This window comes from Natrinema pallidum DSM 3751 (assembly GCF_000337615.1).
Classification (GTDB): domain Archaea; phylum Halobacteriota; class Halobacteria; order Halobacteriales; family Natrialbaceae; genus Natrinema; species Natrinema pallidum.
Genome location: NZ_AOII01000046.1, coordinates 1 through 12588, shown reverse-complemented (window position 1 = coordinate 12588; position 12588 = coordinate 1). Strand labels below are relative to the sequence as shown.

General features: G+C 60.9%; 10 protein-coding genes. 8 read left to right on the top strand and 2 right to left on the bottom strand.

All coding sequences use genetic code 11. From position 1 onward, the window contains the following. The first annotated feature begins 71 nt into the window (after positions 1-71). The 4 genes from C487_RS08825 to secY all read left to right on the top strand — a co-directional run bounded on the left by C487_RS08825 (position 72) and on the right by secY (position 4109). Positions 72-290 (top strand): hypothetical protein, encoded by a 219-nt coding sequence (locus C487_RS08825; RefSeq protein ID WP_006185393.1) that lies wholly within the window; start codon positions 72-74, stop codon positions 288-290. A 438-nt stretch (positions 291-728) separates the two neighbouring features. After that, positions 729-1625: a DUF106 domain-containing protein gene (locus C487_RS08820; protein ID WP_006185391.1), complete on the top strand. Its 897-nt coding sequence runs from the start codon at positions 729-731 to the stop codon at positions 1623-1625. Positions 1626-1746: 121 nt separating this feature from the next. Next, on the top strand, positions 1747-2433 hold the full coding sequence (locus C487_RS21840; RefSeq protein ID WP_006185390.1) for a hypothetical protein: 687 nt from the start codon (positions 1747-1749) through the stop codon (positions 2431-2433). A 212-nt stretch (positions 2434-2645) separates the two neighbouring features. Further along, positions 2646-4109, top strand: coding sequence for a preprotein translocase subunit SecY (gene secY / locus C487_RS08810; protein ID WP_006185389.1), 1464 nt, complete (start codon positions 2646-2648; stop codon positions 4107-4109). A gap of 859 nt (positions 4110-4968) precedes the next feature. Here the strand turns inward: secY and C487_RS08805 are convergent. After that, positions 4969-5898 carry a sulfide-dependent adenosine diphosphate thiazole synthase gene (locus tag C487_RS08805; protein WP_006185388.1) on the bottom strand — a complete coding sequence of 310 codons (930 nt, stop codon included), beginning with the start codon at positions 5896-5898 and terminating at the stop codon, positions 4969-4971. Between the two features lie 379 nt (positions 5899-6277). Between C487_RS08805 and C487_RS08800 the strand changes: the two genes are divergently transcribed. Then, the gene (locus C487_RS08800) at positions 6278-8809 is read left to right on the top strand and encodes a DNA topoisomerase I (protein WP_006185387.1); all 2532 of its coding nucleotides are present in this window, start codon (positions 6278-6280) and stop codon (positions 8807-8809) included. Between the two features lie 63 nt (positions 8810-8872). Here the strand turns inward: C487_RS08800 and C487_RS08795 are convergent, their stop codons facing one another. Next, entirely contained in the window at positions 8873-9493 is a 621-nt protein-coding gene (locus C487_RS08795) for a TlpA family protein disulfide reductase (protein WP_006185386.1), read from the bottom strand. Positions 9494-9862: 369 nt separating this feature from the next. On the opposite strand from C487_RS08795, the gene C487_RS19465 reads away from it, so the two are divergent. The 3 genes from C487_RS19465 (at position 9863) to C487_RS20260 (ending at position 12085) form a co-directional block, all read left to right on the top strand. Beyond that, entirely contained in the window at positions 9863-10045 is a 183-nt protein-coding gene (locus tag C487_RS19465) for a hypothetical protein (RefSeq protein WP_238705290.1), read from the top strand. 105 nt (positions 10046-10150) lie between these two features. Further along, positions 10151-10831, top strand: a complete 681-nt coding sequence (locus C487_RS08785) for a LysE family translocator (RefSeq protein ID WP_049908042.1) — start codon at positions 10151-10153, stop codon at positions 10829-10831. A 711-nt stretch (positions 10832-11542) separates the two neighbouring features. Beyond that, the gene (locus C487_RS20260) at positions 11543-12085 is read left to right on the top strand and encodes a DUF5518 domain-containing protein (RefSeq protein ID WP_449406429.1); all 543 of its coding nucleotides are present in this window, start codon (positions 11543-11545) and stop codon (positions 12083-12085) included. Positions 12086-12588 lie beyond the last annotated feature (503 nt).

The following is a 12588-nucleotide window of genomic DNA, read 5'->3' as shown; positions in this document are numbered from 1 at the left end:
GGACGACCGTCTAGTATATCAATGTATATTTTTAGATATGGTTAAGTGAGTCGGGCTGATATACTCACGTGATGAGCGACTTCACCGAGCACCACCAGAAGGGAGTCGACGCGTTTACGAAGAGTCTGGAACACAAGCGACAGACGTGTCACGGCTGTGGCTTCGAAGACACCGTCCTCGACAGCGAGTGGCAAACACACGTCGAGACGGAACCCAGGTCCGGCCACATCCTCTATCGGTTAACGTGTCCGAACTGTACCGAAACCGAAACCGTCGAGATCGATATTTGACCCGCGGAGAGTCGGTGTTACCCGCGAGGCACACGACAGGTCGCGTCCCCCTGTTCTCAGCTGGAACGAGTCGGACGACACGTCGTGCCGCGGCCTGCGGACCGACGCGCTCCGATCGGAGGAGTACCCCTGGTCCCGGTCCAGCCCGATCCTGCCTTGACAATGACTTAGTGGTTGTTACGGCTCCGTCTCACCACGTCGGCTCGGTAACCGTTGCCCAGAGTGCCGAACCACGAGTCGTCGCCGGCCGACGGTCTTCGGTTCCAACCCTGTTGTCCTGCTCGCGAGTTCGGTCCCAGCGACCGTACGGTGTCGTTGCTGACTCCCGTATCGGTCGTGCGTGTCTCGCTGGCGGATTCGACTCGCAGTCGCTTCGGTTCTCGGTCGCCGACGATGGGAAGCGTTGATAACTCTCTGAGATAACGTCTACGTACGGCTATGCCAGAACCGCAGTTAGCGTCGCTTCTCGAGGAGCCAGCGATGCGTGACGCCATCGCAGTCGTGTTCGAACGGAGCGACAGTGGACGCGAGGAGTTGCAGTGGGCCGACGTGAGTGACGCGCTATCGAGTGACCAGTGGGGACGGTTGATCCGAACCGGGACGCTCGTGGCGGAGAGCAGCGGATTCGTGCTCGCCGACCCGAACCGCATCCAGCGAGAACTCGAGGACACCGACCAAGGTTCGGGACCGGACGAAAACGAGGACGAGATCGAAGCCGAACCGTGGGCCTGGTACGACAAGGCGGTCGGGCTGACGGCACTCGCCTTCTTTATGGGATACTGGAACACGGGGATTCGGAATACGGTCGCGTCGGTCGACGATCTCGTTCTCGCACCGATCACCGATGCCCTCCCGTTTTACGCGGTCATCATCCTCCTCGCGATCGTGACCGGCCTCTATTCGACCGTTCTACAGGCGCGGCTCACGAACACCGAGAAGTTACAGGCGTATCAGGAGCGGATGAGCGACCTGCAAGAGCGACAGAAAGCGGCCAAAGAACGGGGCGATGAAGAAGCGCTCGAGCGGATTCGGGAAGAACAGATGGCGGCCGCCGGCGATCAACTGGGCATGTTCAAACTGCAGTTCCGACCGATGGTCTGGATCATGTTGCTGACGATTCCGGTGTTCCTCTGGCTCCGTTGGAAGGTCCGTGGCGGACACCTCGGAGCCGGCGAGACCGGACTCGTCGTTCCGCTTGCCGGCGCTGTCTCGTGGCAAGACCCCCTCGTCGGTCCGATGGCGACGTGGATCGTCTGGTACTTCCTGTGCTCGATGGCGTCCCGGCAGATCATTCGGAAAACGCTCGCCATCCAGCCGGCATCCCCATCCTCGTAACAATGGCTAAGTCATTGTTACAACGCCGATCGGACTCCGGTCGGTCACCGCATCCGCGGGCGCGGGTCCGTCGATACGACGACCGGGACGCACGACCGTCGACCGGTGGAGTCACTCAACCATGTCGCTTGTGAGCATCGACTTCGACTCTCGGCTCTCAGGTGCAGTGTTCTCGATCGGTGTCTGTCTGTGTGCGGTCGGCCTCGTCGGAAGTACGATGGATCTCCTCTCGAACGTGCCGGTGTCCGGTCCGGGGATCGCGATCGATCTGGACCTCGAGTTCCTCGGCGTCGTCGCCGGACTCGGTGCGGTTGCCAGTGATCGGACGGGCGTTTCGGCAGCACTCTCATCACAGCCGGTCTCGCCGACGGATGACCGGCATCAGGTGTACATCACGCGGCCGCTCCTCGAAACGCTGCTCGAGACGGCTCGCCGCGCCGAACCGGAGTCGCTTTCGATCGGATTGGCCGTGACGCCCGCCAGTCGGATCTCGAGTCGCGCCGACATCCCCGAATCGATGCCCGTCTTCACGCATTTCTATCTGCCCAAAGGCCGGAACTCCGTCAGTACCGTCTTCGGAATGGAATTGCAGATCCCACCGACACGGACGCACGGTCGATTCGTTACCCATCCGCTCTCGGAGCTTCGACTTACGAAACGCGACGATCTCCACGGGATCGTCTTCGTCGCCGTGCCTCCGTGGGACGAGGACTCGATTGCGGCCTTCGATCGGTTCGGACGGCGATGTCCGATGCGGGTGATCGATGCGGTACCGCCCGACGAGTCGCTGCCGGATGCGAATCACTAGTATTTTTATCGACTCTCGCTCAAGTCGGACACGAGCACTCAGTCGGCAGCCGGCAGTCTACGTCGAGTCGAGACGCTCGCTTCGACGCGGATTCGCCCGGTTGCGGCGTGAGTATCAACTCCAGAGAAGCGTATGAGATACCATACTGACACTCCCGTTCTTATCGGCCGCGGGTATCGTTGTCGACTACATTCGACGCCGACGTGGTACCGATGAGTTGGAAAGAAGCAGCCGAACCGATCCTCGTTCGCATGCCGACCGTCCGCCGCCCCGAGGGACACGTCCCGTTCCGTCGGAAACTCGCCTGGACGGCCGGCACGCTCGTTTTGTATTTCTTCCTGTCCAATGTCTACCTCTTCGGCGCTGATCAGGGAAGCGATATTTTCGGTCAGTTCCGATCGATTTTGGCGGGTGGACAGGGGACGATCCTCCAGCTCGGTATCGGTCCGATCGTGACTGCGAGTATCGTCTTACAGCTGTTGGGCGGCGCGAACCTGTTGGGGCTCGATACCGACGATCCGCGCGATCAGGTGCTTTATCAGGGACTACAGAAGCTACTGGTGATCGTCATGATCTGCCTGACCGGCCTTCCGATGGTGTTCGCGGGCGGGTTCTTGCCGGTCGATCCGAGCATCGCTCACGCACTGAGCGTTCCACAGAGCGTCGTCAAGTGGCTCATATTCGCTCAAATATTCGTCGGCGGCGTCCTGATCTTGCTCATGGACGAAGTCATCAGCAAGTGGGGCGTTGGGAGCGGTGTCGGGCTCTTTATCGTCGCCGGCGTGAGTCAAAAACTCATCGGCGGGCTGCTCTCGATTCCCGGACTCACCGGCCAGCAACCCGGCGTCGTGACCGCCTGGGTCGAAATCCTGCTCGGCGACATTCAGGTCGGCTCGCCGCTCACCGAAGCGGGACTCCAGTCGTTGCTGTTCGGCGTCGGCAACATCGTTCGACTCCTGACGACGCTGCTGATCTTTGCGATCGTCGTCTACGCCGAGAGCGTTCGCGTCGAGATTCCGCTCTCGCATGCTCGAGTCAAGGGCGCTCGCGGACGGTTCCCGGTCAAACTCATCTATGCGAGCGTCCTCCCGCTGATTTTCGTCCGCGCGCTACAGGGCAATATCCAGTTCCTCGGACGCATTCTGTACCGGCAGTTCGGAGACGCCCTCCCCGCGTGGCTCGGTGTCTACGCGAACGGGAGCCCTGTCGATGGACTGTTTTATTATTTGAACCCGATCCACACCCCGCGGCAGTGGATGTGGTGGACTGGTAATGTGACACAGCATCCCTGGCAGGTCATCCTCCGCGTGGCGATCGACCTCGTGTTCATGCTCGGCGGCGGGATCGTGTTTTCGGTCTTCTGGGTCGAAACCGCCGATATGGGGCCCGAATCGACGGCTCGACAGATCGACAATTCCGGAATGCAGATCCCCGGCTTCCGCCAGAACGTCGGCGTCATCGAGCAGGTCATGGAACGGTACATCCCGCAGGTCGCCGTCCTCGGCGGCCTGCTCGTCGGTATCCTGGCCGTGCTCGCGAATATGCTCGGCACCATCGGCGGGATTTCGGGAACCTCACTGCTGCTCACGGTGAGCATCACGTACAAACTCTACGAGGAAATCGCCGAGGAGCAACTCATGGAGATGCACCCGATGATGCGTCAACTCTTCGGCTGACCCGCCGACGCTGCGTCGGCTCGCAGTCCACACCGTGATCGTCCGGGGACGTTCCGTTCGGCGAACCGACGCCGAGCGACACTCATCCGTCGATTGAGACTGCGAACGAGAACAGCAGAGAAACCATCTAGTAGTTTCTTCTCGAGAGGTACCGAAACAGTTCGAAGACGACGATGATCTCTTTATTCCCAGATTTGTTATCTGATATGGGGTCGTTCCGATCTCCGTGTCGGTCGTCTCTGGAAGCGGAGTCACACGTCGTTGACGGCGTCGGGCAGCGAACTATGCCACCATGGCGCTGTATAACGTGGTATCGGAGAGATCGTGTGGCCCGTGACAACCAGTGAAGAACGGCTAGTGACGCCGGTGTCGGCTCGTATTTCGCAGCCAGTCGCTTGCTCGGACCGGAGTCGGCGACAGTGCACAGAGGCTCCCGACCGCCGTCGAACCGGGCACGCGCTCGTCGATCGCGACGTGAGCCGGGTTCTGGTTCCAGTCCGGCCTCACTCCACGTCACGAATCCCGGGACGGATCGTCGGCTGAATTATACAGAGACGAATATATCGATAGGACAGATAGTAACTCTCAGCAAATAATCAGTCAGATATGGCTAGCGAGATCGCTCGGAAACAGTGTTTGCGTTTCTTTTGAGACGTCACACCCGCCCCATCGACGACGGTTTGCAAGCAGTGTGTTACTCGTTTCAGGCGGGGCTAGCGAACGGTGACGCGGGTTCTCGAGGAGTCCTCTTCGAACCAGTCACACCTCACTCAGTCGACCGGCCGCGAAACCAACGGCGCGGTTTCGCTTCCCGGCGTTCGATTCGGCCGCGAACCCACACGTCCGAACTGGTCGCTGCTCAGTCGTCGGCGGGAGCCGCGCGCGAAGTCAGTTCGACGGGATCGGCATCGATCTCGAGTTCGTTCAGCGCTTCCTGGGCGGCCCGCTTCCCGGAGACGAGCATCGCGCCGAAGGTCGGCCCCATGCGCGGCAGGCCGTAGGTCGTCGCGGTAGCCATCCCGGTGGCGATGAGGCCGTCGTGGACGAGGCCGGTGTGTTCGACGACGGCGTCCTCGGACTTGCCGACCCACATCGAGTCGTGGCCCGGCGAGTCGTGGCCCGGCGCGCCGTAGGAGTCGTCGCCGGTCTGGTCCATACCGGTCGCCGACGCCTCGGCGTCGCCGATGCCCGGCGCGTCGAGGACGCCACGTTCGTCGAGTTTCTTGACCGCCATCGCGTCGTGGCCGGTCGCGTCGATGACCAGATCGGCCTCGACCGCGATCGGGTCGACGCAGGTGATCTCGCGCGGCAGGGCGTGGACCGGCGTCCAGTTCATCACGATGCCTCCAACACGGTGGTCCTCGCGGATGACGATGTCCGTGAATTCGGTCATGTTCTGCATCTTCGCACCGGCGTCGCAGGCGGCTTTGATGAGCCCGGAACAGGCCTCGGGACCGTTCGCGACGTACAGCCCCTCACTGTCCTGAGACTGCTTGAAGTCCACGTCGAGATCCTCGAGGATCTTCTGTGCGGGGTCACGCACGGTGACCTTGTTCATCAGGAAGCCGCCGAGCCAGAAGCCGCCCCCGAGGTAGTTGTTCTTCTCGACGACCATCGTCTGGACGCCGCGCTCGGAGAGTTCCTTCGCCGCGGTCAGCCCCGAGGGGCCGCCGCCGACGATGATGACGTCCGAGTCCGAGAAATCCATGAACTCCTCGGTCCACTCCTGTCCGATCGCGCGGGTGACGTCGGCTTCGCCGACCTGACTGAACTGCTCGAATTCGCTCATACAACTAAGTGGTATGACTTGGTAGTGAAAAGCCTATCGCAGCCGTGATCGGAACATATACAACTTTCGTGAGAGACTCACGGAAACGCACATTCGGAGGGGATTTCCGCCTCGAGGTCCTGGTCCGTCGGATTTCGGCTCGTTCACTGTTGCGTTCTCGTTCGCGCGTCGAACCAGCCTCGGCTCGCTGGCGCAGGGTGGTCGTTCCGCAGGGTCCTCTCGCACACGCCCACGCGAGCCCGCGATCACACGCACACCCGCGCTGTCGGTCGGTTTTGGCGAAAGCGTTATCAGCGACTCAATCGTACCGACCGACGATGACCGACACTCGTCCGCGACGACGGCAGCCGGACGCTCGCGAAGCGGGAGGTGACCCCCGGTGGAGCTGATCATCACGGAGAAGGACAACGCGGCCCGCCGGATCGCCGACATCCTTTCCGGCGGGACCTACGACTCGAGCCGAGAGAACGGCGTCAACATCTACGAGTGGGGCGGCAAGCGCTGTGTTGGGCTGTCGGGCCACGTCGTCGGGGTCGACTTCCCGTCGGAGTACTCCGACTGGCGGGACGTCGAACCGGTCGAGTTGATCGGTGCCGACGTCGAGAAGACGGCGACGAAGGAGAACATCGTTGCGACGCTGCGACTCCTGGCCCGTCGGGCACAGCGCGTGACGATCGCGACGGACTACGACCGTGAGGGGGAACTGATCGGCAAGGAGGCCTACGACATCGTCCGGAACGTCGACGAAGACGTACCGATCCGCCGGGTTCGGTTCTCCTCGATCACGGAAAACGAAGTGCAGAACGCGTTCGACGAACCCGACGACCTCGACTTCGACCTCGCGGCCGCCGGCGAGGCCCGCCAGATCATCGACCTCGTCTGGGGGGCCGCGCTCACTCGCTATCTCTCACTGTCCGCGGGCCAGTTGGGCGACGACTTCATCTCCGTCGGCCGGGTACAGTCGCCGACGCTGAAGTTGATCGTCGATCGCGAGCGCGAGATCGAAGCCTTCGATCCGGAGGACTACTGGGAGATCTTCGCGGACCTCACGAAGAGCGAGGCGCAACGCGCCTCGGAGACGTCGAGCGGTGAGGAACCGCGAGACGACGACACCGCCTTCGAGTCCCAGTACTTCTACCGCGACGAGGACGACAACGAGGCCGAGCGCGTCTGGGAGGAAGATATCGCGGACGAGGTCTACGAGACGCTCGCCGAGCGCGAGAGCGCGACCGTCGTCGACGTCACCCGGCGAACCCGCACCGATACGCCGCCGGAGCCGTTCAACACGACCCAGTTCATCCGCGCGGCGAGCGCCATCGGCTACTCGGCCAAACGGGCGATGTCGATCGCCGAGGACCTCTACACCGCCGGCTACATTACCTATCCGCGGACCGACAACACCGTCTATCCCGACGACCTCGATCCCGAAGAGCTCTTAGACGAGTTCGTCAGCCATCCGTCGCTCGGGGACAGCGCCGAGTCGCTGCTCGAGGCCGACGAGATCACGCCGACGGAAGGCGACGAGGAGACGACCGACCACCCGCCGATTCACCCGACCGGCGAGATCCCGAGCCGCGGCGACATCTCAGACGACGAGTGGGAGGTCTACGAACTCGTCGTCCGGCGGTTCTACGCGACCGTCGCCGACGCCGCGGTCTGGGAACACCTCAAGGTCGTTGCCGAGACCGACGACCACCGGCTCAAGGCGAACGGCAAACGCCTCGTCGAACCCGGTTACCACGACGTCTACCCGTACTTCAGTACGACGGAGAACTACGTCCCCGATGTCGACGAGGGCGAGACTCTGGCGCTCTCCGATGTCGAACTCGAGGACAAACAGACCCAGCCGCCCCGTCGCTACGGCCAGTCGCGGCTCATCGAGACCATGGAGGAGATGGGGATCGGGACGAAGTCGACCCGCCATAACACCCTCGAGAAACTCTACGATCGGGGGTACATCGAGAGCGATCCGCCGCGCCCGACCAAGCTCGCGATGGCCGTCGTCGACGCGGCCGAGAGCTACGCCGATCGGATCGTCAGCGAGGAGATGACCGCCCAGCTCGAGGCGGACATGGACGCCATCGCCAACGGCGAGGCGACCTTAGACGACGTGACCGACGAGTCTCGCGAGATGCTCGAGGAAATCTTCGAGAACCTCGCGGACTCGCGCGAGGAGATCGGCGATCACCTCCGGAAGTCGCTCAAAGACGACAAGCGGCTGGGACCGTGTCCCGACTGTGGCGAGGACCTGCTCGTGCGCCGGAGCCGCCACGGCTCCTATTTCATCGGCTGTGACGGCTACCCCGACTGCGAGAACACGCTGCCGCTGCCCTCGACCGGCAAGCCGCTCATCCTCGACGAGGAGTGTGCGGAGCACGACCTACACGAGGTCAAGATGCTCGCGGGCCGCCAGACGTTCGTCCACGGCTGCCCGCTCTGTAAGGCCGAAGACGCCGGCGAAGGGCCGGTGCTGGGCGAGTGTCCGGACTGCGGGGAAGAACACGGGGGCGAGTTAGCAGTCAAAACCCTCCAGAGCGGCTCCCGCCTCGTGGGCTGTACGCGCTACCCCGACTGCGAGTACTCGCTGCCCCTGCCCCGCCGCGGCGAGATCGAGGTCACCGACGAGCGCTGTGCGGAACACGACCTGCCCGAACTCGTCGTCCACAGCGGCGACGACCCCTGGGAACTCGGCTGCCCGATCTGTAACTATCAGGAGTTCCAGGCCCGCGAGAGCGAGTCGGGATCCGATCTCGAGGCGCTCGACGGGGTTGGCGCGAAGACCGTCGAGAAACTCGCCGACGCGGGGATCGAGGACCTCGAGGACCTGACCGACGCCGACCCTGATGCCGTCGCTGAGGACGTTGAAGGAGTCAGCGCCGATCGCATCCGGACTTGGCAGGCGAAGGCGTAGTGTCCTCGGTCGGGCTCTCGGCGCACCCGTCGTTCGGGCTCGAAGTCACGCCGAAACGACCCATCAGGCCGTCGTCGAGTCGTTCGACGCGGTTCCGGAGGGTCCGTGATCCCGTTCGAACGACTCGAAGGCTGCCTCGACTGCCTGCACGATGGCGTCGCTTGACTCGACGCCGAGTTTCTCCCAGCGTTTCTCGCCCGTTTCGTCGATGACGGCCGTCACCGGATAGCCGATGATGCCGTAGTGTGCCGCCAGCGACGATTCCGGATCGCGCGCGACGGCCCAGTTGCCGTCGTGGGTTCGCCACCACGTCCGGAGTTCGTCGTCCGGGAGCGAGTCCGTCGACTGATAGGTGACGGAAACGACCGTGAGGTCCTCTCCGTAGTCGTCGACGAGTCGCGACTGGGCCTCGGCGAGGCGTGGCATCTGTGCCTGGCAGTGGCCACAGCCCGTGACGAAGAACTCGGCGACCGTGATCCCGTCGTTGGGGACCACTATCGTCCCGGCCTCGCTCCCTCGAGCGTCGAGCGTCGCTATCTCGATCGGCCATTCCGATCCCTCGTCGGGTTCTGACTCGGCGGCCGGTTCGTCCCCGAACGACGGCAGTCCGCCGAGGACGACACCGGCTCCACCGGTGAGAACGCCGACGCTACCGATGCCAGTGAGTAGTTCGCGTCGTCTCATTCTGATACGCCTCCACGGGTCGGGCACGGGGACTCCGTTCGGGCGTTTCGAACCGGGTCCGGTCCCTCATTACGTGTCAGCCCACGATCCGAAACGAAAAGAAAACACTGGTCCGCGCGTCGAACAACCGGGTCCAGTCCCTCGAGCAACGGGACGCAGTCGGGCCCAACACGCTCGGCGGCTGTCGATACGGACCCCTAATCGGGGGGCGAACGGGCCGAGATTATTTTCTAGGCTAGTATTCAATAGATATAAGTACCAGCAACGGAACGCTACCGTCATATTGACCGCTCGATCGATTCGACGGCCGTGTTCGAGCACCCACGTCCACGAACGCCCGCTTCGTCCCACCGGTTCGAGGTGGCATCGATGACCGACTCAGTTGGCGATACCGATGAACGGCCGTCGCTTCCCGACTGCCCTCGTTGTGGGACCCCGGTCTCACAGGTGACGATGCGCGGCCCGTTCGAACGGATCGCGACGCCCTGTGGGTGTTCGATCGCGCCCGGCGCACTCGAGGAGCCGACGAAACCGACGACGGAGTCGGAGTGATCGGACGGTCCGTCGAACCGGCACCGGCGGTCGGCACCGCTAACCGCCGGCTCGAGTCGATCACTGCGCTTTTGACGGCGGCGCGCCCAATCGAGACTGAGACTCGTGGCTTCGCCCGTTACCACTACACTGGCCGGCGTCGTCTTCGGACTCGCGCTTGCGGCTCCGCCGGGACCGATGAACGCGATCATCGCCGAGGAGAGCGTGGTCCGCGGCTGGGCGGCCGGGTTCCGGGCCGGACTCGGCGCGATGCTGGCGGACGCGATTTTCTTCGTTCTCACCCTTGCGGGGCTCGTCGCCGTTCTCGACAGCGTCCCGGCGGTCCGCCCGGCGCTCTATCTGGCCGGCGGCTGTCTGATGTTGTACTTCGCCAGCGGTGCGATCGACGACGCGCGGGCCACCACGTCGTTTACCGACGCCAGTCGGGCCGCTGCCACGGGATTCCGGAAAACGTTCGTCCTCTCTCTGACCAACCCCTATCAGATCGGCTTCTGGCTCACCGTCGGCGTCGGCCTGCTCGAGTCGGGAACGCTCGACGTGTTATCGTACGCCCCAGTCGTGGGTGAGGCACTCGGAGGGACGTTAGTCGTTCAGACCGGGTCACCGGCGCTGCTACTCGGGTTCTTCGGCGGGATCGCGATCTGGGTCGTCGCCTATCCGGCGGCGCTGGTCGCGGCGGGGAAGCGCGTCGACGCCTTCGCACCCGCGATCGCAACACTGAGTGCGGTCGTCCTCGTCGGGTTCGGCCTGCTCTTTCTCGCGATGGGGTCGCTCCAGTTCGTCTGAGCGGTCTCGCCGTTCTCGGTACCGCTGTCGAGGCAGCCGACCAGCGCCAGCATGCCGACGGCCGGCGCGAGGAGCGTTCGATGATTCATCGCGTTCCCGTCCCGGCCCGACCGATTGCTCGAGTCACAACTGTGGTGAGCGACCGCCGCCCGTCACAACAGCAACTCGAGTCTCGTTTATACGTGGTATTAGGAGTACACAGCAAATAATCAGTGGTACTAGCAGTTCGCACGTTATCTTCAACGGAACAAGGCGGCCCGATGTGGGACGAGACACGGTCCGAAATGTAGGTTTCTCTATAAGAAATTCAAATCTCGTTAGGCGGGTCAGTCGACCGGCTACGCCGTCTCTCCATTCGGCCGAAGTCACTACGCTTTTCACACCAATTCGCCTCGCTACGACCAAGAACGCGTGGCATCACTCGTCGTTACAGCATTGGCTGGCGTGATCCTCGGGGTCGCGTTCGCGGTACCGTCGAGGCCGATAAACACGATAATCACCGAGAGAAAGTGCCGTTCGCTGCTGGAGCGCTGTTATTCTAATGAGTATTGTGCTATTTACATTTCCAGAACTACTAGTTTTAATCTATATTATATAAATTCGGCCAATCGTGGTTATAACTGACTGTTCTACGTGATACCGATGGATTCAGTTTTGCTGAATGGAGACTAAGATTTATACTATAGGACATTATTGGAGAACACACAGAAAATGGTTGGAATGCCCCCATTCTATAAAAAGATAAATGAAATATTGAAGTGCGCCCTCGTTGGTGGACTTATCTCAATTCCATTGACCATAGTATATAACATATATCATACTTCGGGAGAATCCTTCACACTCGGATTAGTCTTTTTCGGGGGGATTGTTTCAGGATACCTCGCTAACGAAACATCCTTACGCGCATCAATGGCTGGGTTTTATGCTGGTTTAATTGGTTCACTACCAGCGTATATTCTCGGTATCTCAGATATCACTACTTCAACTACCAATACGTCTTCCTCAATCGTGCTTGCTCTTTTCACAATTTTATTCACTATGGTTATATTCGCAATGGGTGGGATAACTGGCTCCATAGGCGGTCTGTTTGGCGGATGGNCCAATACGTCTTCCTCAATCGTGCTTGCTCTTTTCACAATTTTATTCACTATGGTTATATTCGCAATGGGTGGGATAACTGGCTCCATAGGCGGTCTGTTTGGCGGATGGTTAACCAAAAAATTCGGAAAAACAGGGAGATCAGGCACTGTATAGTCAAATCAGTTTGTGGAGTATACATATTGTTGAGTCTCTTGTTCACACTCGTAGACCTGCTCAGTAAGACCTATGCAGGGATTTAGAAGAATATTAGCAGAACAAGTGGAGGGCAAACACCCGGAGAGGCCTTCGTCGTCTGCTTCCATCAAACGTTGTCCACTCAGAGAGATAAAAACGATTTCCTTGGATTAGGCGTTGAACGCTCGCATGGAGTGACTTTTTAACACCAAATAATATACAGCAGATTTATATGATTAGATTGGTTAGCTATCTATGCGATGGGAGATAAAACAATTCGATCAGTTCCTGACGAGAAGCTCTTCAATTAGTCGCCGGAATCGGAACCGCTACTCTTGTATCTACTGGAGTGGCAACTGCAAGTAGCACAGATAGTTCACAAAGTGATAAAAATGACGCATGTGTTTACCCCCATAGAGTTCCTGGCTGAGCCACTGAGACGGCTGAAAACAGCACCCTCTATTTGATTTATATATCTCTCA